This window comes from Variovorax paradoxus, assembly GCF_030811855.1.
Lineage (GTDB): Bacteria > Pseudomonadota > Gammaproteobacteria > Burkholderiales > Burkholderiaceae_C > Variovorax > Variovorax paradoxus_L.
On sequence record NZ_JAUSRN010000003.1, the window covers coordinates 1 to 24210 of the forward strand.

Sequence of the window (24210 nt, forward strand, 5' to 3'; positions counted from 1 at the left end):
CGCAGACAGTAGGGTCGCCTTTTCTTTGCTTACTTTCTTTTGGCGAAGCAAAAGAAAGTGAGTCCGCCGCCGGGCGGATATCCCGGCCTCGGAAAGCAAACAAGCCCAATTGCTACCATCGTCCCCAAATCCGAGCAAAGCCGAACAAAGATGCCCTCATACCCCTTCGACGCCATCCTCTTCGACTGCGACGGCGTCCTAGTAGATTCCGAACCCATCACCAACCGCGTCCTCGCCGAAATGCTCGGCGAACTCGGCTGGCATCTCACCACCGAAGAGTCGATGAACACCTTCACTGGCAAGGCCGTGAAGGACGAAACCGCGCTCATCGAATCCAAGACCGGCGTCAGGATCACCGAAGAGTGGCTCAAGGCATTCAGGGGTCGCCGCAACGAAGCTCTCGAGCGCGACCTGGAGGCCATTCCCCACGCCCCCGCGGCCATCCGCGAAATACACGCCGCGCTCGAGGGCCGCATTGCCTGCGCCTCAGGCGCCGATCGCCACAAGGTCGAGCTGCAACTGGCGAAGGTCGGCTTGCTCGACTGCTTCGAGGGCCGCATCTTCAGCGGGCACGAAATGCCGCGCTCCAAACCTCACCCCGATGTGTACCTGGCCGCGGCCGCCGCGCTCGGCGTCGATCCGAAGCGCTGCGCGGTGATCGAGGACACGGTCACCGGCGCAATGGCCGGCGTGGCCGCGGGTGCCACGGTGTTCGGCTACAGCACCGGCGAATCGGGCCACAGCGGCCCCGAGGCGCTGCGCAGCGTCGGTGCGCTGCAGGTGTTCAGCGACATGAAGCAACTGCCCGCGCTGTTGGCGGCTCATGGCTTACAGCCGGCCTGAAAAAAGAACGATAAAAAACCAAGCCCCTGTCGCGAGCAAGCCTGCCGGGTTTCTGCTGCAATGACAGCAAAGCAAGTCCACAAGGAGCCAGATCTCATGACTTCCGAGTACAAGACCGAGCAGCCCGACCGCGCCGAGATCGATGCGCTTGCGGGCCCCGCCGTGGTCGAGTTCGGCACCAACTGGTGCGGCATCTGCAAGGCTGCGCAGCCGAGCATCGCGCAGGCCTTTGCCAAGTACCCCCACATCAAACGCATCAAGGTCGAAGACGGCAGCGGACGTCCGCTAGGCCGTTCGTTCAACGTGCGGCTGTGGCCCACGCTGGTGTTCATGCGCGACGGCAAGCAGGTGGCCAAGCTGGTGCGGCCGGAAGACAGCCAATCCATCGCCGAGGCGCTCGCGCTCATCGACGCGCCCACCGCCTGACCGCGGCGGCTACTTTCCCTGCTGCCGAAAATCGCGCGGTGCGTACCCGGTCCATTGCAGGAAGGCGCGCGAAAAACTCTTCTCGTTCCTGAAGCCGACCGACAGCGCCACCTGCTTGATGGGGCGCGTGGTCCGGCGCAGCAGGTCCACCGCCATCTCGTGGCGCACCTCGTTCTTCAGCGTCTGCATCGACGTGCCTTCCTCGTGCAACTGGCGGTGCAGCGTGCGGTTCGACACGTTGAGCAGCGTGGCCAAGGCCTCCGCAGTGGTGGCCTCGCTGGCGCGTGAGCGCAGCAGTTCGCGCACGCGCTGACCGAGCAAGCGGTCGCGCCGGTACTGCAGCACGGTGAGCGGCAGCGCGCGCTTGAGCATGGTGCGCAGCGCACGTTCGTCGCGCTGCAGCGGCAGAGCAAGGTAGCGCTCGTCGAAGCTGAAGCTGGCCTCGGGCGCATCGAAGCGCACATCGGCCGTGAACATCAGCGGGTAGGCGTCGTGGTGCAGCGGCGCCGCGAACGGAAACGCGGCGTCGCGCAGCGGAATGCGCGAGTCGATGGCCCAGCAGACGTACCCGTGCAGGAAGCGCAGGGTGGTCACCAGGCAGAACTCGCGAAACGCGTCGTCCAGCGGGCGGTTCTCGGTAATGCGCAGCGTGGCCACGCCGCCGGACACTTCCAGTGCCAGCGTGATGTCGTCGGTCAGCAGGCGGTGGTGGCGGCACCAGCGCTTGATGGCCACTCCCAAGTCGGGCGAGGTCAGCGAGGCGCGGCACAGCATGCCGTAGCTGCCCCATGGCAGCCGCCGGGAGAACCAGCCCAGGGCCTCGTCGTCGAGTTCCTGCATCGCGTGGCCCGACAGGGCCTCGAACTGCCCGGCCGTCACGCGCGCGTCCGGTCGGGTCAGTTCACGCGGCGTGATCTGTGCCGCATGCAGGGCCCCCGCCGGATCGGCGCCGTAGCGCTCGTAGCCCCGCACGATGGCTCTCACAAAGGCCATCGGCGTGGCAGCGCGGGCAGGTCGGAGGACGGCGGGCGAAGTCATGGATGGGCGGATAAGACGTGGCGCAATATGCAACCATTGTGGCGCCAATTGCGGCGCCGCGAGGCGTAAGCTGCGTTTCTACCAAGCGCCAATCCGCGTGGGACAGCCTGCGCGCCGACCCCCTCAGAGGAGACAAGACACATGCACGATCCCGGCCTGAACTTCGACCTGGGCGAGACCATCGATTCGCTGCGCAGCGCCATCCAGGACTTTGCTGCCAACGAAATCGCTCCGCGCGCCGCGGACATCGACCGCGACAACCTGTTTCCGCACGACCTGTGGCAGAAGCTCGGCGAGCTCGGTCTGCACGGCATGACGGTGAAGGAAGAGTTCGGCGGTACCGAGCTGGGCTACCTGGCGCACATCGTGGCCATGGAAGAAGTCTCGCGCGCCTCGGCGTCGGTGGGCCTCTCTTACGGCGCGCATTCCAACCTGTGCGTGAATCAGATCCATCGCAATGGCAGCGACGCGCAAAAGAAAAAGTACCTGCCCAAGCTGGTGAGCGGCGAACACGTGGGCGCGCTGGCCATGAGCGAGCCCAACGCCGGCTCCGACGTGGTGAGCATGAAGCTCAAGGCCGAGAAGAAGAGCGGCTACTACGTGCTCAACGGCGGCAAGATGTGGATCACCAACGGCGGCGACGCCGACACGCTGGTGATCTACGCCAAGACCGAACCCGAGATGGGCGCGCGCGGCATGACGGCCTTCATCGTCGAGAAGGGCTTCAAGGGCTTTTCGGCCGGCACCAAGCTCGACAAGCTCGGCATGCGCGGCTCCAACACCTACCCGCTGTTCTTCGACAACTGCGAAGTGCCCGAAGAGAACGTGCTCGGCGGCGAAGGCATGGGCGCCAAGGTGCTGATGAGCGGCCTCGACTACGAGCGCGCGGTGCTCTCGGGCGGCCCCTTGGGCATCATGGCCGCCTGCATGGACGCGGTGCTGCCCTTCGTCCACGAGCGCAAGCAGTTCGGCCAGAGCATTGGCGAGTTCCAACTGATGCAGGGCAAGCTGGCGGACATGTATTCGACGTGGCAGGCCACGCGCGCCTATGTGTACGCCGTGGGCAAGGCCTGCGACCGCAACGACCACGCGCGCACCTTCCGCAAGGACGCCGCCGGCGCGATTCTCTATTCGGCCGAGAAGGCGACGTGGATGGCCGGCGAGGCGATCCAGGCGCTGGGCGGCGTGGGCTACACCAAGGACTTTCCGGTCGAGCGGCTGTGGCGCGATGCCAAGCTGTACGAGATTGGCGCGGGGACGAGCGAAATTCGCCGGATGCTGATCGGGCGCGAGTTGTTCGCGGAAACTGCGTAAGCTGTTTTTCTCCCTCCCCGGAGGGGGGGGGCAGGGGGGGGCAGGCGGCGTTCAAAGAAGCATTGCGCCGAACCAGCGCCGCTTGCCCCCATCCCCACCTTCCCCCAGAGGGGGAAGGAGCAAGACGAAACGGAGACAAGGACATGGATATGCAGAGCTACGACAAAGGCGCCACCAACGTCCCCCTCATCGAACAAACCATTGGCGACTTCTTCGACGACATGGTCGCGAAGCATCCCGATCGCGAGGCCCTCATCAGCCGCCATGAAGGCAAGCGCTTCACTTACCGCGAGCTGCAGGCCGAGTCCGGCAAGCTCGCCAGCGCATTGCTGAGCCTGGGCCTCGAGCCCGGCGACCGTGTCGGCATCTGGTCGCACAACAACGCACCCTGGGTGCTGATGCAAATCGCGACGGCCAAGGCCGGCCTCGTTCTCGTCAACATCAACCCGGCCTATCGCACGTCGGAGCTCGAATACGCACTGAACAAGGTCGGCTGCAAGGTGCTGGTGACCATGGCGCAGTTCAAGACCAGCGACTACCTCGGCATGCTGCGCGAACTCGGACCGAAGCGCTTGCCGCAGTTGCAGCACACCTTCTGGATCGACGGCAAGGCCGCGGCCGATGTCGAAGAGCCCGGCATGCAGCGTTTCAGCCAATTGCTCGCGAGCGGCGATGCGGCCGATCCGCGCGTGGCGCAGGTGCAGAAGACGCTCAAGGCCACCGACCCGATCAACATCCAGTTCACCAGCGGCACCACGGGCTTTCCGAAGGGCGCGACGCTCACGCACCGCAACATTCTGAACAATGGCTTCTTCATCGGCAAGTGCATGAAGCTCTCGCCGGCCGACAAGCTGTGCATTCCGGTGCCGCTGTACCACTGCTTCGGCATGGTGCTCGGCAACCTGGCCTGCCTCACGCACGGCGCGGCCATCGTGTACCCGAACGATGGGTTCGACCCGCTCACCGTGCTGGAGACCGTGCAGGCCGAGAAGTGCACCGGCCTGCATGGCGTGCCCACCATGTTCATTGCCGAGCTCGACCATCCGCGCTTCAAGGAGTTCGATCTTTCCACGCTGCGCACCGGCATCATGGCCGGCTCACCGTGCCCCATCGAGGTGATGAAGCGCGTGGTGAACGAGATGCACCTGAGCGAAATCACCATCGCCTACGGCATGACCGAGACCAGCCCGGTGAGCTGCCAGAGCAGCACCGACACGCCGCTGGACAAGCGCGTGTCCACAGTGGGTACGGTGCAGCCGCACCTGGAGATCAAGATCATCGATCCCGAGACCGGCGCCATCGTGCCGCGCGGCACGTCCGGCGAGTTCTGCACGCGCGGCTACTCGGTGATGCACGGCTACTGGCAAGACGAAGAGAAAACCCGCGAAGCCATCGACGCCGAGCACTGGATGCACACCGGCGACCTCGCCACCATGGACGCCGAGGGCTACGTCAACATCGTCGGCCGCATCAAGGACCTGGTAATTCGGGGCGGCGAGAACATCTACCCGCGCGAGATCGAAGAGTTCCTGTATCGCCATCCCAAGGTGCAGGACGTGCAGGTGGTCGGCTTGCCCGACAAGAAGTACGGCGAAGAGCTTTGCGCCTGGATCATCGTGAAGCCGGGCCAGACCGCGACCGAAGACGAGATCCGCGATTTCTGCAAGGGCCAGATCGCGCACTACAAGGTGCCGAGGTACATCCAGTTCGTCAGCGCGTTCCCCATGACGGTGACCGGCAAGATCCAGAAATTCAAGATCCGCGAAGCGATGGCGGAACAACTCGGCCTCGAACAAGAAAAGACAGCATGAGCAAACTCGAAACGAAATTGAATGCACGGTCGGCGGACTTTCAAGCCAACGCCGCCGCCATGCGCGCGCTGGTCGACGACCTGTACAAGCAGTTCGCGAAAGTGGAGCAGGGCGGCGGCGAGGCTGCGCGTGCCAAACACACGGCACGCGGCAAGCTGCTGCCGCGCGACCGCGTGGACGAGCTGCTCGACCCCGGCACGCCGTTCCTGGAGATTGCGCCGCTGGCTGCGCATGCGATGTACCTGGACAAGAGCGGCGCTGAGTCGGCACCGGGCGCAGGCCTCATCGCCGGCATCGGCCGCGTGAACGGCGTCGACTGCATGATCGTCTGCAACGACGCGACGGTGAAGGGCGGCACCTACTATCCGATGACGGTGAAGAAGCATCTGCGCGCGCAGGAGATTGCCGAGCAGAACCGCTTGCCCTGCATCTACCTCGTCGACTCGGGCGGCGCCAACCTGCCGAATCAGGACGAGGTGTTTCCCGACCGCGACCACTTCGGCCGCATCTTCTACAACCAGGCCAACATGAGCGCCCAGGGCATTCCGCAGATCGCGGTGGTCATGGGCTCGTGCACGGCAGGCGGCGCGTATGTGCCGGCGATGAGCGACGAGTCGATCATCGTGAAGAACCAGGGCACCATTTTCCTGGGCGGCCCGCCGCTCGTTAAGGCGGCCACCGGCGAGGTGGTCACGGCCGAAGACCTGGGTGGTGGCGACGTGCACACGCGTCTCTCGGGCGTGGTGGACCACCTGGCGCAGAACGACCTGCACGCTTTGGCGCTGGCACGTTCGGCGGTGGCCAATCTCAACGCAGCGGGAGCGGCGCAAGGCACTGAGAAGACCGAGGTGCACCCGCCCGCGTTCCCTCGCGAAGAACTCTACGGCGTGATCCCGACCGACACGCGCAAGCCCTTCGACGTGCGCGAGATCATCGCGCGCATCGTCGACGGCAGCGAATTCCACGAGTTCAAGGCCCGCTTCGGCGCCACGCTGGTCTGCGGCTTTGCCGAGATCGAGGGCATGCCGGTGGGCATCATCGCCAACAACGGCATCCTGTTCAGCGAATCGGCGCAGAAGGGCGCGCACTTCATCGAGCTGTGCTGCCACCGCAAGATCCCGCTGGTGTTCCTGCAGAACATCACGGGCTTCATGGTGGGCCGCAAGTACGAGAACGAAGGCATCGCGCGCCACGGCGCCAAGATGGTGACGGCCGTGGCTACGGCCAACGTGCCCAAGTTCACCATCATCATCGGCGGCAGCTTCGGCGCCGGCAACTACGGCATGTGCGGCCGTGCCTACAGCCCGCGCTTCCTCTGGATGTGGCCCAACGCGCGCATCAGCGTGATGGGCGGCGAGCAGGCCGCGAGCGTGCTGGCCACGGTGAAGCGCGACGGCATCGAGCTCAAGGGCGGCAGCTGGAGCAAGGAAGAGGAAGAGGCCTTCAAGGCGCCGATCCGCCAGCAGTACGAAGACCAGGGCCATCCCTACTACGCGACGGCGCGGCTGTGGGACGACGGCATCATCGATCCGGCGGATACGCGGCGCGTGCTGGCGCTGGGCCTGGCGGCTGCGCGCAACGCACCCATTCCAGAGCCGAAGTTCGGCATCTTCCGCATGTGACGAGGGACGCGGCATGAGCACTTTCACCAAGCTGAACCTCACGATCGAAGGCGCCATCGCACGCATTTGGCTCGATCAGCCCGATGCGAGGAATGCTTTCGACGATGTCGTGATCGCCGAGCTGACGCAGGCCTTCACCGAAGCCGGCGCCGCGCCGCAGGTGAAAGCCATCGTGCTCGGCGCCAACGGCCCGGCCTTCTGCGCGGGAGCGAACCTCAACTGGATGCGCCGCATGGCCGACTACACCCGCGACGAGAACGTCGCCGATGCGGGCAAGCTGGCCGAGATGTTGCGCACCATTGCCGAGTGCCCCAAGCCCACCATCGCGCGCGTGCAGGGCGATGTGTATGCCGGCGGCATGGGGCTTGTCGCCGCCTGCGACATGGCGGTGAGCGCCGACTCGGCGTGGTACTGCCTCAGCGAAGTCAAGATCGGCCTCGTGCCTGCGACCATCAGTCCGTATGTCTTGCGTGCGATGGGCACGCGCGCGTCGCAGCGCTACTTTCTCACGGCCGAGCGCTTCAGCGCGTCGGAGGCACATCGGATCGGCTTTGTGCATGAGGTGGTCGCTGCCGATGCGCTCGATGCCAAGGTCGAAGAGTTGCTGAAAGCACTCACCGGCGCCAGCCCGGCCGCGGTACGCGCGTGCAAGCAGCTGATTGCCGATGTGAATGGCCGCGAGATCGACGACGCGCTGATCGCCAAGACCGTGGAGGGCATCGCGGACATTCGCGCCAGCGATGAAGGCCGCGAAGGCGTTCAGGCTTTCCTGCAGAAGCGCAAGCCATCCTGGCTGGGCCACTGAGCGCATGCGATGAACGCGCTCGACATGCCCCAACTGCTCGCCCTGGCCGCGGCCATCGGCTGGGCCAGCGGCGTGCGGCTGTACCTCGTCGTGCTCCTGACGGGGCTCGCCGGCTACTTCGGATGGGTGCCGTTGCCGAGCGGCTTGCAGCTGCTCGCGCATCCGGTGGTCATCGCGGCCAGCGGGTTCATGGTGTTCATCGAGTTTTTCGCCGACAAGATTCCCGGCCTCGATTCCCTGTGGGATGTGGTGCACACCGCCATCCGCATTCCCGCCGGTGCGGCGCTCGCGGCCAGCGTGTTCGGCGCTGACCATGGCGTGATGGCCGTCGTGGCCGCACTCCTGGGCGGCGGCTTTGCGGCCACCGCGCATGCGGCCAAGGCCACGACGCGTGCGGCCATCAACACCTCGCCCGAGCCGTTTTCCAACGTGGGCGCATCGCTGGTCGAAGACAGCATGGTGCCCGCCGGGCTGTGGCTCGCGGTGGCGCATCCGCTGGTCTTTCTCGCGCTGTTCATCCTCGTGCTGGTGCTCAGCGTATGGCTCATCCGCAAGAGCTGGCGCTTTCTCAAGGCGCTGTTCACCCGCGTGGCCCGCATCTTCAGCGGCCGTCCCGATCCGGGCGTCACGCCTGCGTTTCAACTGAAAAAGAATCCTCCGGGAGACACTCCGAATGTTTAAAAAGATCCTGATTGCGAATCGCGGTGACCAGCCGCAAAGCGGCGCAGCGGCGAAGCCAAATCGCATGGCACGCGCAGCGTGCTCTGGCAATTTCACCGCGAAAGTCCACCATGTTTAAGAAGATCCTGATTGCGAATCGCGGTGAAATCGCTTGCCGTGTTGCCGCAACCGCGAGACGCATGGCGATCCGCACCGTGGCCGTCTACTCCGACGCAGATGCGCACGCCAACCATGTGCGCGCCTGCGACGAGTCGGTGCACCTTGGCGGCAGCGCGCCCAAAGACAGCTACCTGCGCTGGGAAAAGATCCTGGAAGCCGCCAAGGCCACGGGCGCCGAAGCGGTGCACCCGGGCTACGGCTTCCTGAGCGAGAACGAAGAGTTCGCGCAGGCCTGCGCCGACGCGGGCCTGGTCTTCATCGGCCCGCCGCCTTCGGCCATTAAGGCGATGGGCCTCAAGGCTGAATCGAAGCAGCTGATGGAAAAGGCCGGCGTGCCGCTGGTGCCCGGCTACCACGGCCATGACCAAAACCCCGCGCTGCTGCAGCGCGAGGCCGACCGCATCGGCTACCCGGTGCTCATCAAGGCCAGCGCGGGCGGCGGTGGCAAGGGCATGCGCGCTGTCGACCGTGCGGAAGACTTCGCGGCCGCACTCGCTTCATGCCAGCGCGAGGCGATCAACAGCTTTGGTGACGACGCGGTGCTGATCGAAAAGTACGTTCAGCGCCCGCGCCACATCGAGATCCAGGTGTTCGGCGACACGCACGGCAACTACATCTACCTGTTCGAGCGCGACTGCTCGGTGCAGCGGCGCCACCAGAAGGTGCTCGAAGAAGCGCCCGCACCCGGCATGACCGAGGCGATGCGCAAGCAGATGGGCGAAGCCGCCGTGGCTGCCGCGCGTGCCGTGAACTACGTGGGTGCGGGCACGGTCGAGTTCATCGTCGAGCAGCGTGAAGGCGGAGAGATGAACTTCTTCTTCATGGAGATGAACACTCGGCTGCAGGTGGAGCACCCGGTGACCGAGGCCATCACAGGTCTCGACTTGGTGGAGTGGCAACTGCGCGTGGCATCGGGCGAGACGCTTCCGGCAAAGCAGCAAGAGCTGCAGATCCACGGCCACGCCATCGAAGCGCGAATCTGCGCTGAGAACCCCGACAACAACTTTTTGCCCGCCACCGGCACGCTGCGCGTGTACCGCAAGCCGCAAGCCACGGCGTTCCAGCGCAGCCGCGTGCGCATCGACGATGGCGTGCGAGAAGGCGGCGAGATCTCGCCCTTCTACGACTCGATGATCGCCAAGCTGATCGTGCACGGCAGCACGCGCGCCGAGGCGCTGGCGCGGCTCGACGCGGCGTTGGCGCAGGTGCAGATCGTGGGCGTTTCGACCAACGTGCAGTTCCTGCGCGGCATTCTCGCGACGGAGTCGTTCTCGAAGGCCAACCTCGATACGGCGCTGATCGAGCGCGAGCGCGACGTGCTGTTCGACCGCGAAGCGCTGGGCCTGCCGCTGGCCGCCGCGGCCGCCATCACGCGCACGCTGATCACCGAACGGCCGACCGGCGCGCCCGATCCATTCGAGCGGCGCGACGGCTGGCGCTCCCATGGCGAATACCGGCGCCACTTCGACTTCGAGTTTCGCGGTGCCGAGCAGACCGCCTTGCTGACCTACAAGCGCGACGGCAGCCTGTGGCTCGAGGCGGGCGGCGTCCAAGGCCTGCTGACGGTTGGCCAATTTCCGTCGGGCGAGTTCGAGGTCGAATTTGCCGGCACGCGGCAGACCGTGGACGTGCATCTGGACGGTGCTACGGCCCATGTGTTCGCGTCGAAGGGCGCCACGAAGATCATCGCCATCGACCGCCTGGCCCACGCGGGCGACACCCATGCCGAAGGCGGCCGGCTCACGGCGCCGATGCCGGGCAAGGTGGTGTCTTTTGCGGTCAAGGCCGGCGACAAGGTCAGCTGCGGCCAGCCCTTGGCGGTGATGGAGGCCATGAAAATGGAGCACACCATTGCAGCGCCGGCCGACGGCACGGTGGAAGAACTGATGTTCTCGCCCGGCGAGCAGGTGACCGAGGGCGACGAGTTGCTGCGGATGGCCGCGGCGGCTTGACCGTATTGCGGGTCAGCCCACCACCACTTCGCTGATCTGCATCACGGGTGCGATATCGGTGTAGTTCTTGATGTCGCCAAGGATTTCCTTGGCATGCGGGCCGAATGCGGTTTGAAACGCCTCGGCCGAGTCGCAGAACACGTGGCACATGCCGACGTAGGTCGGCGGGGTTCCGGGCGCGCCGCCGGCCAACCCCTTGTCGATGGTGTACGACTTGCAGGCGTCGCCCATGCGCGCCTTCAAAAGCGGCATGTGCTTGTCGCGGTAGTAGGCGTGGTCGAACCTCGCGCCGTCGGTGTAGGGGTACATCACGCTGACTTTGATCATGCTTCGGTCTCCTGGTGTGCCTGGTCTTGGATGCTGGCGCACGAGCATAGAAGAAGGAACACAGTGCGACAAGCTGCGGGCCGTTCCGCGGCCCTAATAAGATTCGATTCATGAAAATCATCGTCTCTCTCACCGACAACCGCCCCGAACCGTGGATCGAAGGCCTCAAGGCCGAGCTGCCCGAAGCACAGGTCGAGGCCTGGCAGCCGGGCGCGGCCCAGGCCGACCATGCAGTCGTGTGGGTGCCGCCCCAGCAGCTGCTCGACGAGCAGCCGGGCCTGCGCGGCCTGTTCAACATCGGTGCCGGCGTTGACGCGCTGCTCAAGCTCAATGTGCCGGCGCACACGCGCATCGTTCGGCTCGACGATGCGGGCATGTCGGTGCAGATGGCGGAGTACGTCTGCCACACGCTGATCCGCCACTTTCGGGATTTCGATGCCTACGAAGCCGATGCGCGCGAAGGCCGCTGGAGCTATCGCAAGCCGAAGCTGCGGCGCGACTTTCCGGTCGGCATCATGGGGCTGGGCGTGCTCGGCGAACGGGTCGCGAAAGCCGTTGCGCAGTTCGAGTTTCCGGTGCTGGGCTGGAGCCGCTCGCCCAAGGCGATCGATGGCGTGAAGGTGTTCAGCGGCGAGGCGCAGTTCGACGAGTTCCTGTCGTCCACGCGCGTGCTCGTCAACCTGCTGCCGCTGACCGAAGCCACGCGCGGCATCCTCAACCGCCATACGCTCGGCAAGCTCAAGCCGGGCGGTTACCTCATCAGCATCGCGCGTGGCGCGCACATGGTCGAAGACGACCTGATCCCGATGCTCGACGCAGGTCAGCTCGCTGGCGCCACGCTCGACGTGTTCCAGGTCGAGCCGCTGCCGGCCGATCACCCGTTCTGGCGCCATCCAAAAATTGTCGTCACGCCGCACGCTTCGGCGCGCACGCTGCGGGAAGAATCCATCAGCCAGATCGCCGGGAAGATCCGCGCGATGGAGCAGGGCCTGCCGGTCAGCGGCGTGGTTGATCCGATCCGGGGCTACTGAAAGCGCGCTGGAACCGCCCACCTCGCACCGATGTTGCCATTGCCATGAATCCACCCGCCGTCACCCGCCATCTCGTCGTCCGCGGCCTCGTGCAGGGCGTGGGCTATCGCTGGTCAATGGTGCAGGCCGCACGGCGCCTGGGCGTGCGCGGCTGGGTGCGCAATCGGCGCGACGGCAGCGTGGAGGCGCTGGCCTGCGGACCGGCCTCGGCGGTCGAGTCGCTGATGGCGTGGGCCCGCAGCGGTCCGGACGGCGCGCAGGTGAGTGCATTGGAGGTGACTGAGGTCCCCGCGCCGGCCGAGCCGCCATCGGATTTCGTGCAGCGCGAAACGGCGTGAGCCGCGCCGCCAAGCACGCCGCGCGCAGACGGCCGACAATTGAAAGACGGCTTTTTTCTTTTCCGTGAAAACTCAGACACAGAGACATGCCATGAAGCTCCCCACCAAAGTCAAGATCGTCGACGTCGGCCCGCGCGACGGACTGCAGAACGAAAAGCAGCCGGTCTCGGCTGAAGTGAAGATCGGCCTCGTGCACCGCCTGCAGGACGCCGGCCTGAAAGAGATCGAGGTCACCAGCTTCGTGTCGCCCAAGTGGGTGCCGCAGATGGCCGACAACGCCGAGGTGATGCACGGCATCCAACGCAAGCCCGGCGTGCGCTACTCGGTGCTCACGCCCAACATGAAGGGCTTCGAGGCCGCCATTGCCGCGCCGCGCGAAGAATGGCCCGACGAGATCGTGGTGTTCGGCGCCGCGAGCGAGGCTTTCAGCCAGAAGAACATCAACTGCTCGATTGCCGAGAGCATCGAGCGCTTCGCACCTGTGGTGGCGGCGGCGCGCGAAAAAGGCATCGACGTGCGCGGCGCCATGTCGTGCACCGTCGGCTGCCCGTACGAAGGCGAGGTTGCACCTGAGCGCGTGGGCATGCTGGCGAAGCTGATGAAGGACATCGGCGTGCAGCGCGTTGACGTGGCCGACACGATCGGCGTGGGCACGCCGCGCAAGGTGCGGGCCGCCATCGAGGCCACGCTGGCGCACTTCGGCGTGGACCACATCTCAGGCCACTTCCACGACACCTACGGCCAGGCGCTGGTCAACACGCTGGCCTCGCTGGAGCTGGGGGTCTGGAACTTCCAGTCGTCCTCCGCCGGCCTCGGGGGCTGCCCCTACGCCAAGGGCGCGACGGGCAACGTGGCGACTGAAGACGTGGTTTACATGCTGCACGGCATGGGCATCGAGACTGGCATCGACCTGGACAAACTGATCGACGCGGGCGTGTACATCAGCGAGGCGCTGGGGCGCGAGCCGAACTCGCGGGCGTCGAAGGCGATCCGCACGAAGAGGGCTGGCTGATGAGCACGCTGACAACCGTGGGAGCCATGTGATGTGCGGCGCTGAACTTCATTCGCTGCCCGAAGGTGTGCAGCGTGTCTCGCGCATGCTGCAGGACGCTGGCCACCCCCATTCGCCGCGCATGCTCGACGATGCCTGCCGCACCGCGCAGCAGGCGGCGGACGCGCTCGGCATCCTGGTCGGGCAGATCGCAAAGAGCATCATCTTCCGGCGCAAGAGCGACGACGCGGCGGTGCTGGTCATCACCTCCGGCGACAAGCGCGTCGACGAGAAAAAGGTGGACGCGCTGGTCGGCAAGACCGGCCGCGCCGATGCCGAATTCGTGAAGGCGCGCACCGGCTTCACCATTGGCGGCGTGTCGCCGGTGGCGCATGCCACGCCACCCGTGGTGCTGATCGACCGCGAGCTGTTCCGTTTCGAGGAGATATGGGCCGCCGCGGGCCATCCGCACGCGGTGTTCCAGCTGCGCCCGCAAGACCTCGAGCAACTGACCGGTGCACCCGTGGCGGACGTGGTGTGAATTTCGATGCGGCGGAAACCCTGGCCGAGCGCGCTGTTGCCGTGCAGCGCGCAGCCGGCGACGTGCCATCGCCCTGCACCTCAGTCTGCCGCATGGACCGCCTGAGCGGTTTTTGCGAAGGGTGCCTGCGCACCATTCCGGAGATCGCGGGCTGGAGCAAGATGGAAGACGAGGCGCGGCGCGGCGTGTGGCACGCGATAGAGTTGCGGGCACGTGCCGGCATTTGGCGCGTCACCGAGGAATCAGGAGACACGCACGCATGAAGCACATCGACTTCTACCTGGACTTCATCTCGCCCTATGCGCACCTTGCCTTCGAGCATCTGCCCGAGGCGCTCGAAGGCCTGAGCTACAGCGTGGCCTACAAGCCGGTTCTGCTCGGTGCAATCCTCAAGCACCACGGGCAGCTTGGCCCGGCCGAGATTCCGGCCAAGCGCAGCTGGACCTACCGCCACGTGCTCTGGCTCGGCCATGCCAACGGCGTGCAGATTGAAATGCCTGCCTCGCATCCCTACAACCCGCTTCCGCACCTGCGACTTGCGCTCTCGACTTCGGAAGACGGCAGCATCAGCCGCCATGTGGCCGAGAACATCTTTCGCCACGTGTGGCGCGGCGGTGAAGAAGCAGGCGATGCCAGCCGACTGGCCGCTCTGGCCGCGCAGCTGACGCCCAAGCGCGACATGAACGGCGACGAGAACAAGGCGCTGCTCAAGCGCAATACCGATACGGCCCTACAACTGGGCGTGTTCGGCACCCCCACCTGCGTGGTCGACGGCCGGCTGTTCTGGGGCTTCGACGGGCTGGCGATGATGCGTGCCTACCTGCACGGCGACACGTGGTTCGATGGTCCGGCGTGGACCGGCGCCGATCAGCGCCCGTCCTTGCTGCGAAGCAGCAAAAACTGAGCAACCGGCCGATTTCTTACAAGCTGAAACGAGCCCCGCGGGTTTCACCTTAATTCGTAAGCGTCGGTTCAGTTTCGCGAAAGGCTCGGGTCAGTCGCGCCTCCAAGAATGCTTCACGGTCCCGAATGCCGGGACCGACACGAACGCATACACAGGAGACGACGCATATGGCAGCAACACTGGATTCGAGGGGGATGCCTCACCCGGCCCCCCGGCCCATGTCCGCGGAGGAAAAGAAGGTCATCTTCGCTTCCTCCCTTGGCACGGTGTTCGAGTGGTACGACTTCTACCTTTACGGATCGCTCGCTGCGATCATCGCGAAGCAGTTCTTCAGCGGCCTGGATGCCGGCGCGGCCTTCATCTTTGCACTGCTGGCGTTTGCCGCAGGCTTCCTGGTGCGGCCGTTCGGCGCCATCGTGTTCGGCCGGCTCGGCGACATGATCGGGCGCAAGTACACCTTCCTGGTCACGATCCTGATCATGGGCTTGTCGACGTTCATCGTCGGCCTGTTGCCCAGCTACGCGACCATTGGCGTTGCGGCGCCGGTGATCCTGATCGCACTGCGCATGCTGCAGGGCCTGGCACTCGGCGGTGAGTACGGCGGTGCTGCCACCTACGTGGCCGAGCACTCGCCGCACGGCAAGCGCGGCGCCTACACCTCGTGGATCCAGACCACCGCCACGCTCGGCCTGTTCCTGAGCCTGCTGGTGATCCTGGGTGTGCGCACCTGGCTCGGCGAACAGGCGTTCGGCGAGTGGGGCTGGCGCGTGCCGTTCCTGGTGTCGATCGCGCTGCTGGGCATCTCGGTGTGGATTCGCCTTTCGCTGAGCGAGTCGCCCGCGTTCCAGAAGATGAAGGCCGAGGGCAAGACCTCGAAGGCGCCGCTGTCCGAATCCTTCGGCCAGTGGAAGAACCTCAAGATCGTGATCCTGGCGCTGGTCGGCCTGACCGCCGGCCAGGCCGTGGTCTGGTACACGGGGCAGTTCTACGCGCTGTTCTTCCTGACGCAGCAGCTCAAGGTCGACCCCACGACCGCCAACCTGATGATCGCCGCCTCGCTGCTGATCGGTACGCCGTTCTTCGTGGTCTTCGGTACGCTGTCCGACAAGATCGGCCGCAAGCCGATCATCATGGCCGGCTGCCTCTTGGCCGTGGTGACCTACTTCCCGGTCTTCAAGATGATCACGGCCTACGCCAACCCCGACCTCGCCAAGGCGCAAGCCACGGCTGGCGTCACGGTGACGGCGGATCCCAAGTCTTGCTCGTTCCAGGGCAACCCTGTGGCCCGCGAGATCGACTTCCGCAGCTCTTGCGACATTGCCAAGCGCTACCTGGTGCAGAACTCGGTGAGCTATGACAACGTCGAAGGCGCGCCTGGTTCCAAGGCCATCGTCAAGATCGGCGACAAGACCATCGAAGCGCCGATCGGCAACGTGGTGAACCTGAAGTTCGACGAAGCCTCCGCCAAGGAGATCGCCGCCTTCAAGAAGGGCGTGGCCGAGGACCTGAAGGTGGCGGGCTATCCGGCCAAGGCCGACCCCGCGAAGATGAACAAGGTGATGGTCGTCGCGCTGCTGTTCTGGCTGGTGCTGCTGGTCACGATGGTCTACGGCCCCATTGCCGCGATGCTGGTCGAACTGTTCCCGACGCGCATCCGCTACACCTCGATGAGCCTGCCGTACCACATCGGCAACGGCTGGTTCGGCGGCCTGCTGCCGACCACCGCCTTCGCGATCGTGGCGACCACCGGCAACATGTACAACGGCCTCTGGTATCCGATCATCATCGCGGCAATGACGCTGGTCATCGGCACGCTGTTCATCCGGGAAACCAAGGACGTCGACATCTACGCGAACGACTGAACGCAGGTCCAGAAGGAGGGTGGCGCAAGCCGGCCCTCCGTTCAACAAAGGGGCTTCATGCCGTCGGCATGAGGCCCTTTTCTTGAACCCTCACATCCTCATCTTCAGGAGACAAACCAAATGTGGAAACTCGTAGTCGGCTTCGTCGTCTTTGCCGCCGTTGCTCTGTTCGTCATTTCCAAGGCCGGAGACAAGATCGACATGTCGGGCGAGAAGCACGGGGGCGATGCGGTGCACGAGCCTGCACCTGCACCCGCACCTGCGCCCGCCGCCGCACCCAAGTAAGCAACAGCGCAAGGCGCGGCGGGGCGCCAGCGCGGTCTTAGCGCTTGAACCGTCCGTCGCTGATGATCGCCAGGTCGGCGAAATCGATGCCCGAATGGTCCTGGGGGGAATAGCTCACCTCAAGCCCGCCAAGGTCGTAGGCGCGAAGGCTTTCGAGCGCCGCGAGCACCTTGGCGCGTGTCGGCTTGGGCCCGGCGCGGCGCAGCGCTTCGACCAGCACCTTGGCCGCGGCAAAGCCTTCGAGCGTGGCCGGTGAGAGTTCCGCGTGGCCCTTGGCCTGCGCCAGCGCAAGGGCCTCTTTGACCATGGGGTAGCTGATGGAGCGCTCGTTCGGGAACACCTGCGTCACGATCACGCCCTTGCTTGCATCCCCCAATTGCTTGATGAACCCCGAAGCGGCGTTGTTCGACAAGGTGACCACCTGCGCGGCCGACCCCGAGGCGCGCAGCGCCTTGATGCCGTCGACCACGGCCGCGCCCGAGCCGATCCACAGCACGGCCTGCGCATTGGCTTCCTTGATGGTCGGCACGATGGTCTTGTAGTCGGGCTTTTCGCGGTCCGCCGGCACGGTCACCACGGGCTTGGCCTGCGCCTTGGCAAAGCCGGTCATCGCGCCTTCCAGCGCGTCCTGCCCGAAAGAGTCGGTCACGTGCACCACCGCGATGCGGGCGATGCCGGTGGTGAGCAGGTGCTGGATGGCCTTCTCGGCCTCTCGCTGGTAGGTGGCGCGCACGTTGAACACGTGCTTTTGCACCGGCTTGTGCAGCACCATCGCGCCGGTGGAAGGGCCGATCAGGGCCACGTCGTATTTGTCGAGCCAAGGGATGATGGCTTGCGAATGCGGCGTGCCGCGGCTCATGAAGAGGGCCAGCACCTTTTTATCTTCGATCAGCACGCGGGCGTTCTCGCTGGCGCGCTTGACGTCGAAGGTGTCGTCCATGCGGAGAACCTCGATCTTTTCGCCATGGATGCCGCCTTGCGCGTTCACGGCGTCGATCACCAGTTGGGAACCGGCGATGGTTTCATTCACGCCCGCGGCCACCGAGCCGGTCAGGCCGGCAGTCTGGCCAATCAGGATCTGGGCGGGAGCGGCCGTCGTGGCCAGTGCCAGCAGGGCGGCGCAAAGCACATGCAGCTTGTTCATGGACATCTTCCAATGCAGTGAGACGTAAACAAAGGTGCTATTTGTTACATAAAGTGTCTTAAACGGAATCCGTACAAACCCCTGCGCGGCCGCAGACCATGTGACGGAGTGCACGAATACGTCACCAAGCTCTCCCTAGAATGTTTGCCCCACCCCCAAGGCACTCATGACACAGGGCTCCATTCGGATTCGCGGCGCACGCCAGCACAACCTCCAGAACCTCGACCTCGACATCCGCACTGGCGAGATGACCGTGGTCACCGGGCCCAGCGGCTCGGGCAAGTCGAGCCTCGTGTTCGACACCCTCTATGCCGAGGGCCAGCGGCGCTATGTGGAGACCTTCTCCGCTTATGCGCGCCAGTTCCTGGACCGCATGGACAAGCCGGCGGTCGACAAGGTGGAGGGCGTGCCGCCCGCCATCGCCATCGACCAGACCAACCCGGTGCGCTCCTCGCGCTCCACCGTCGGCACGATGACCGAGCTGAACGACCACCTGAAGCTGCTCTACGCGCGCGCGGCCCAGCTGTTCGACCGCGAGACCGCGCTGCTGGTGCGCCACGATTCGCCCGACAGCATCTATGCCGAAATTGCCGAGCGGGCGGCTGCGGCGGGCGATCCGCGGCTGGTCGTAACCTTTCCGGTCGAACTGCCGGCGGGCACCTCGGCGGAAGAAGTGACGCAGTGGCTATCGGCCAGCGGCTTCACGCGCGTGCAGTCGGAGCGCGAGGTGGCTACGCCCACCGGACCGCGCAAGGTGCTCGACGTGGTGGCCGACCGCTTCCGCATCTCGAGCGCCGAGCGTTCGCGCGTGGTCGAAGCGATCGAGGTCGCACTCAAGCGCGGCAGCGGGCGGGTCACGGTGCATGCGCTGGCACCCGATGAGGCCGCGCCGGCCGAAGTGTGGAAATTCTCCACCGGCCTGCACTGCCCCGAAAGCGACATTCGCTACGCCGACCCGATCCCGTCGATGTTCTCGTTCAACTCGGCCGTCGGCGCGTGCGACACCTGCCGCGGCTTCGGCCGCGTGATCGGCGTCGATCTGGGGCTGGTGATTCCGAACGACAAGCTGACCTTGCGCGCCGGCGCGATCAAGACCATCCAGACTCCTGCGTGGAAGGAGGCGCAGGACGACCTCATGCGCCACGCCGAGGCAGCCGGCATTCCGCGCGACACGCCCTGGAACAAGCTCACCGATGAGCAGAAGCACTGGGTGATCGAGGGCACGCCCAACTACAAGGAAGGCAACTGGAACAAGCAGTGGTATGGCGTGCGGCGCTTCTTCGGCTACCTGGAGAGCAAGGCCTACAAGATGCACATCCGCGTGCTCTTGTCCAAGTACCGCAGCTATACGCCATGCCCGGTGTGCAGTGGTGCGCGCCTGAAGCTTGACAGTTTGTTGTGGCGTATCGGCAGCAAGGAAGATGCGGATGCGGTGCTGGAGCCCGCCAAGCGCTTCATGCCGACAGGGGCCAAATGGACGCGGGCGCAGCTCGAATCACTGCCCGGCCTGTGCCTGCACGACCTGATGCTGCTGCCCATCGAGCGGCTGCGCCGCTTCTTCGACCGCGTGGGTATGACTCCCTCCCCCGCTGGGGGAGGGCAGGGGTGGGGGCAAGCGGCGCCCGCGAGCCTCGCCAGCTCGAAAGAGGCCGCGAGCCCCCATCCCAACCTTGCCCCGGAGGGGGAAGGAGCAAGAAGCGGGGAAGCGCAGGCCCTCAAGCTCCTCTTCGAAGAAATCACAACCCGCCTGCGCTACCTGCACGACGTCGGCATCGGCTACCTCACGCTCGACCGCCAGAGCCGCACGCTCTCGGGCGGCGAGGTGCAGCGCATCAATCTCACGACCGCGCTCGGCACCTCGCTTGTCAACACGTTGTTCGTGCTGGACGAGCCCAGCATCGGCCTGCATCCGCGCGACATGAACCGCATCACCGAGGCCATGCTTCGCTTGCGCGATGCCGGCAACACGCTGGTGGTGGTGGAGCACGACCCGGCCGTGATGCTCGCCGCCGACCGCGTGATCGACATGGGTCCCGGCCCCGGCATCCGTGGCGGGCAGATCGTGTTCGACGGCACGACGGATCAATTGCGCGACGCCGACACGCTCACCGGCCAGTACCTGGGCGGGCGCAAGAAGATCGGCATGGGTTTCAAGCGGCTGGTGAGCGAGAACACGCACCGGCTCATCCTGGAGGGCGTGCGCGAGCACAACCTCAAGAGCATCACGGTCGACTTTCCGCTCGCGCGCCTCGTGTGCGTGACCGGCGTCAGCGGCTCGGGCAAGTCCACGCTGATTCAGGACGTGCTGGCGCCCGCGCTCATGCGCCACTTCGGAAAGGCCACCGAAACGCCGGGCGCGCACGACCGCATGCTGGGCGCCGATCACCTCGGCGACGTGGTCTTCGTCGACCAGTCGCCCATCGGCAAGACGGCGCGTTCCAATCCCGCGAGCTACGTGGGTGCGTGGGACGCCATCCGCGAGATCTTCGCCACCGCTGCGCTGTCGCGCCAGCGCGGCTACACCGCGAGCAAGTTCAGCTTCAACTCCGGCGACGGGCGCTGCCCGACCTGCGGCGGCTCGGGCTTCGAGCACGTGGAGATGCAGTTTTTGTCGGACGTGTACCTGCGCTGCCCCGATTGCGACGGCAAGCGCTACCGGCCCGAGATCCTCGAAGTGAAGGTCGAGCGCAAGGGCAAGAGCTACAACGTGGCCGACGTGCTCGACCTCACTGTGGCGGAGGCAGCGGCGGTGTTCGAGGCTGACCGCGACGTGCTGCGCGTGCTGCAGCCGATCTCCGACGTGGGGCTCGACTACGTGAAGCTCGGCCAGCCCGTGCCCACGCTGAGCGGCGGCGAGGCGCAGCGCCTCAAACTCGCGGGCTTTCTGGCCGAAGCGGCGAAGAGCGCGACGGCGAGCAAGCAGTCGGTGGCGCGCCGGGGCACGCTCTTCCTGTTCGACGAGCCGACCACCGGGCTGCATTTCGACGACATCGCGCGACTGATGCGCGCGCTGCGCAAGCTGCTCGACGCGGGCCATTCGCTGATCGTGATCGAGCACAACCTCGACGTGATTCGGGCCAGCGACTGGTGCATCGATCTCGGCCCCGAAGGCGGCGAGGGCGGCGGCATGGTGGTGGCCGAGGGCACGCCCGAGCAGCTGCGCGAGAACCGCGCCTCGCTCACCGGCGCGGCCCTGGCCGACTACGAACTGGCCATCGGCCCCGAGGCCTACAAGGTGGCCGAACGCGCGGCGCGGCGATACATCGCCAACGCCAGGACGGCGCCCGGCAGCAACGCCATCGAGATCGTCAACGCGCGCGAGCACAACCTGAAGAACCTCAGCGTGAACATCCCGCGCGGCAAGTTCAGCGTGGTGACGGGCGTCAGCGGTTCGGGCAAATCGACGCTGGCCTTCGACATCCTGTTCAACGAGGGACAGCGCCGCTACCTCGAGTCGCTCAATGCCTATGCGCGCAGCATCGTGCAGCCGGCAGGCCGGCCCGAGGTCGACGCTGTCTACGGCATTCCGCCCACGGTCGCCATCGAGCAGCGCTTGTCGCGCGGCGGCCGCAAGAGCACGGTGGGTACCACCACCGAGGTCTGGCACTTCCTGCGGCTTCTGTACGTGAAGCTGGGCATCCAGCATTGCACGCACGACGGCGCGGCCGTGCAGCCGCAGACGCCCGACAGCATCGCTGCACAGCTGATGCGCAACTTCAAGGGCCAGCACATCGGCCTGCTCGCGCCGCTGGTGAGCAACCGCAAGGGCGTGTACACCGAGCTGGCCGACTGGGCGCGGCCGCGCGGATTTACCCACCTGCGTGTGGACGGCGAGTTTTTGCCGACCACGGGCTTCCCGCGCATCGACCGCTTCAAGGAACACAGCATCGAGCTGCCGGTGGCCAGCCTCGACGTGCTGCCCTCGAAGGAGAACGAACTGCGCGAGGCGCTGACCAAGGCGCTCGAACACGGCAAGGGCGTGGTGCACGTGCTGAGCCAGCTCGACGGCCTGAAGGCCGCGATGATGGCCGGCGTGTCGGCGAACGGCATCGGCCGCGTGAACGTGTTCTCCACGCTGCGCGCCTGCCCGGTCTGCAGCACCAGCTATGCCGAGCTCGACCCGCGCCTGTTCAGCTACAACAGCAAGCACGGCTGGTGCCCCGACTGCGTGGGCACGGGCGTCAAGCTCAGCAAGGACCAGCGCAAGGTCTTCGATGACTCAATTCGCGACGACGACAGCAAGGGCCGCGAGCAGACCTTTGCCGAGCCCGAAGTGGAAGACCTGGCCGACGTGGCGTGTCCGACCTGCGAAGGCACGCGGCTCAACGCGACGGCTCGCGCGGTGAGCTTCGGCGCCTCGCTGGCGGACGGCATGGGCGGCATCGGCATTACCGAGCTCGCACGCATGAGCGTGACCGAGGTGCGGCAGTGGTTCGAGGGGCTCGCGCTGACAGGCCGCGAAGCGGAGATTGCGCGCGACCTGGTGCCCGAGATCAAGAGCCGCCTCGAATTTCTCGAAGAGGTGGGCTTGGGCTACCTCACGCTCGACCGCGGCGCGCCGACTTTGAGCGGCGGCGAGGCGCAGCGCATCCGCCTGGCGGCGCAGCTTGGCAGCAACCTGCAGGGCGTTTGCTACGTGCTCGACGAGCCGACCATCGGCCTGCACGCGCGCGACAACCAGATATTGCTCAACGCGCTGCATAAGCTGGGCGACAAGGGCAACACGCTGGTGGTGGTGGAGCACGACGAAGACACCATCCGCCGCGCCGACCACATCATCGACATCGGCCCGAGCGCCGGCAAGCGGGGCGGCCGCCTCGTGGCGGAGGGCTCGGTGGCCGACATCCAGGCGGCGAGCGATTCGCAGACTGGCCGCTACCTGCGCGATGCCATCAAGCACCCCTTGCAAGCACGGCGTCTTGTCCCTCTGCCTCCCCTTCCGGGGGAGGGCCGGGGAGGGGGCACGACGGCCTCCAACAAGGCCTCTGGCCGTGCAAGCGCCGCCAGCCCCCACCCCAACCCTCCCCCGGGAGGGGAGGGAGCCAATGCCTGGCTCACCGTGCATGGCGCCGACCTGCACAACCTGCAGGACGTGACCGCCACGCTGCCGCTGCACCGCCTGGTGGTGGTCACTGGCGTGAGCGGCTCGGGCAAGTCCACGCTTGCGCGCGACGTGCTGCTGGCCAGCGTGCATGCCGTGGTGGTGCAGCGCATGACCAAGGCCGGCCGCGACGCCGACGCCGCGGGCAAGCGCCCCGCATGGTCTGGCTGCGATCGCGTCGAGGGCTACGAAACCATCGACCGCGTGCTCGAGGTCGACCAGACCCCCATCGGCAAGACGCCGCGCAGCTGTCCGGCCACCTATATCGGCTTCTGGGACACCGTCCGCAAGCTGTTTGCCGACACGCTCGAGGCCAAGGCGCGTGGTTACGGCCCGGCGCGCTTCAGCTTCAACACCGGCGAAGGACGCTGCCCCGGCTGCGATGGCGCCGGCGTGCGCACCATCGAGATGAGCTTTCTGCCCGACGTGAAGGTGCCTTGCGAGGTGTGCCACGGCGCGCGTTTCAACCCCGAGACGCTGGCCGTGAGCTGGCGCGGCAAGAGCATCGGCGATGTGCTTCAGATGGAGGTGGACGAGGCGGTCGAGTTCTTTGCCGCCATGCCCAACATCAGCCATCCGCTGCAATTGCTGAAGGACGTGGGGCTGGGCTACCTCACGCTGGGCCAGCCGTCGCCCACGCTCTCGGGCGGCGAGGCGCAGCGCATCAAGCTGGTGACCGAACTCAGCAAGGTGCGCGACGACGTCACGCGGCGCGGCCAGAAGGCGCCGCACACGCTCTACGTGCTCGACGAGCCGACCGTCGGCCTGCACATGGCCGACGTCGAGAAGCTGATCCACGTGCTGCACCGGCTGGTGAACGGCGGCCACAGCGTGGTGGTGATCGAGCACGACCTCGACCTGATCGCCGAGGCCGACTGGATCATCGACCTTGGCCCTGAAGGCGGCAACGCTGGCGGGCGCATCGTTGCGGCGGCTCCGCCGGAAGAGGTGGTGCGGCTGGGTACGCATACCGGTGTGGCCTTGGCCCAGGTGCTGGCGCGTTGATGCAGGCGGGCGCACAATGGCTTCGACCCC

General features: G+C 66.0%; 20 protein-coding genes. 17 read left to right on the plus strand and 3 right to left on the minus strand.

What is annotated here, in order from left to right; all coding sequences use genetic code 11:
• Positions 1-150 precede the first annotated feature (150 nt).
• Together J2X92_RS07890 and J2X92_RS07895 are read left to right on the plus strand one after the other, a co-directional pair.
• Positions 151-843 (plus strand): HAD family hydrolase, encoded by a 693-nt coding sequence (locus J2X92_RS07890; protein ID WP_307574758.1) that lies wholly within the window; start codon positions 151-153, stop codon positions 841-843.
• A gap of 96 nt (positions 844-939) precedes the next feature.
• Positions 940-1269, plus strand: coding sequence for a thioredoxin family protein (locus J2X92_RS07895; protein WP_307574760.1), 330 nt, complete (start codon positions 940-942; stop codon positions 1267-1269).
• A 9-nt stretch (positions 1270-1278) separates the two neighbouring features.
• Here the strand turns inward: J2X92_RS07895 and J2X92_RS07900 are convergent, their stop codons facing one another.
• Entirely contained in the window at positions 1279-2307 is a 1029-nt protein-coding gene (locus J2X92_RS07900; protein ID WP_307574762.1) for an AraC family transcriptional regulator, read from the minus strand.
• A gap of 141 nt (positions 2308-2448) precedes the next feature.
• Between J2X92_RS07900 and J2X92_RS07905 the strand changes: the two genes are divergently transcribed.
• From J2X92_RS07905 to J2X92_RS07930, 6 genes are all read left to right on the plus strand, one after another.
• Positions 2449-3621 carry an isovaleryl-CoA dehydrogenase gene (locus J2X92_RS07905; protein WP_307574764.1) on the plus strand — a complete coding sequence of 391 codons (1173 nt, stop codon included), beginning with the start codon at positions 2449-2451 and terminating at the stop codon, positions 3619-3621.
• Between the two features lie 143 nt (positions 3622-3764).
• Positions 3765-5432 (plus strand): AMP-binding protein, encoded by a 1668-nt coding sequence (locus tag J2X92_RS07910; protein ID WP_307574765.1) that lies wholly within the window; start codon positions 3765-3767, stop codon positions 5430-5432.
• Positions 5429-7054 carry a carboxyl transferase domain-containing protein gene (locus J2X92_RS07915; protein WP_307574766.1) on the plus strand — a complete coding sequence of 542 codons (1626 nt, stop codon included), beginning with the start codon at positions 5429-5431 and terminating at the stop codon, positions 7052-7054. Before J2X92_RS07910 ends, J2X92_RS07915 begins: the two co-directional genes overlap by 4 nt.
• Positions 7055-7067: 13 nt before the next feature.
• Positions 7068-7859, plus strand: coding sequence for an enoyl-CoA hydratase/isomerase family protein (locus J2X92_RS07920; RefSeq protein WP_307574768.1), 792 nt, complete (start codon positions 7068-7070; stop codon positions 7857-7859).
• A gap of 9 nt (positions 7860-7868) precedes the next feature.
• Positions 7869-8540 (plus strand): DUF4126 domain-containing protein, encoded by a 672-nt coding sequence (locus J2X92_RS07925; protein WP_055808470.1) that lies wholly within the window; start codon positions 7869-7871, stop codon positions 8538-8540.
• Positions 8541-8650: 110 nt separating this feature from the next.
• Positions 8651-10651 (plus strand): acetyl/propionyl/methylcrotonyl-CoA carboxylase subunit alpha, encoded by a 2001-nt coding sequence (locus tag J2X92_RS07930; RefSeq protein ID WP_307574771.1) that lies wholly within the window; start codon positions 8651-8653, stop codon positions 10649-10651.
• A gap of 12 nt (positions 10652-10663) precedes the next feature.
• On the opposite strand, the gene J2X92_RS07935 is transcribed toward J2X92_RS07930, so the two are convergent.
• Positions 10664-10978, minus strand: a complete 315-nt coding sequence (locus J2X92_RS07935; RefSeq protein WP_055808255.1) for an EthD family reductase — start codon at positions 10976-10978, stop codon at positions 10664-10666.
• Positions 10979-11088: 110 nt separating this feature from the next.
• Between J2X92_RS07935 and J2X92_RS07940 the strand changes: the two genes are divergently transcribed.
• From J2X92_RS07940 to J2X92_RS07975, 8 genes are all read left to right on the plus strand, one after another.
• On the plus strand, positions 11089-12009 hold the full coding sequence (locus J2X92_RS07940) for a 2-hydroxyacid dehydrogenase (RefSeq protein WP_307574773.1): 921 nt from the start codon (positions 11089-11091) through the stop codon (positions 12007-12009).
• Between the two features lie 44 nt (positions 12010-12053).
• The gene (locus tag J2X92_RS07945) at positions 12054-12347 is read left to right on the plus strand and encodes an acylphosphatase (RefSeq protein ID WP_307574774.1); all 294 of its coding nucleotides are present in this window, start codon (positions 12054-12056) and stop codon (positions 12345-12347) included.
• A 91-nt stretch (positions 12348-12438) separates the two neighbouring features.
• Positions 12439-13359, plus strand: a complete 921-nt coding sequence (locus J2X92_RS07950) for a hydroxymethylglutaryl-CoA lyase (protein ID WP_307574776.1) — start codon at positions 12439-12441, stop codon at positions 13357-13359.
• A 31-nt stretch (positions 13360-13390) separates the two neighbouring features.
• The gene (locus J2X92_RS07955) at positions 13391-13879 is read left to right on the plus strand and encodes a YbaK/EbsC family protein (protein WP_307574778.1); all 489 of its coding nucleotides are present in this window, start codon (positions 13391-13393) and stop codon (positions 13877-13879) included.
• Positions 13876-14142, plus strand: coding sequence for a DUF1289 domain-containing protein (locus J2X92_RS07960; RefSeq protein WP_307574780.1), 267 nt, complete (start codon positions 13876-13878; stop codon positions 14140-14142). Before J2X92_RS07955 ends, J2X92_RS07960 begins: the two co-directional genes overlap by 4 nt.
• The gene (locus tag J2X92_RS07965) at positions 14139-14783 is read left to right on the plus strand and encodes a 2-hydroxychromene-2-carboxylate isomerase (RefSeq protein ID WP_307574781.1); all 645 of its coding nucleotides are present in this window, start codon (positions 14139-14141) and stop codon (positions 14781-14783) included. The genes J2X92_RS07960 and J2X92_RS07965 overlap by 4 nt, the downstream gene beginning before the upstream one ends.
• 167 nt (positions 14784-14950) lie before the next feature.
• Positions 14951-16645, plus strand: coding sequence for an MFS transporter (locus tag J2X92_RS07970; RefSeq protein WP_093016965.1), 1695 nt, complete (start codon positions 14951-14953; stop codon positions 16643-16645).
• Positions 16646-16765: 120 nt separating this feature from the next.
• Positions 16766-16930, plus strand: a complete 165-nt coding sequence (locus tag J2X92_RS07975; RefSeq protein ID WP_307574783.1) for a hypothetical protein — start codon at positions 16766-16768, stop codon at positions 16928-16930.
• A 37-nt stretch (positions 16931-16967) separates the two neighbouring features.
• Here the strand turns inward: J2X92_RS07975 and J2X92_RS07980 are convergent, their stop codons facing one another.
• Positions 16968-18074 (minus strand): ABC transporter substrate-binding protein, encoded by a 1107-nt coding sequence (locus tag J2X92_RS07980; protein WP_307574785.1) that lies wholly within the window; start codon positions 18072-18074, stop codon positions 16968-16970.
• 166 nt (positions 18075-18240) lie between these two features.
• On the opposite strand from J2X92_RS07980, the gene uvrA reads away from it, so the two are divergent.
• Positions 18241-24180, plus strand: a complete 5940-nt coding sequence (uvrA, locus tag J2X92_RS07985) for an excinuclease ABC subunit UvrA (RefSeq protein WP_307574786.1) — start codon at positions 18241-18243, stop codon at positions 24178-24180.
• Positions 24181-24210: the final 30 nt, after the last annotated feature.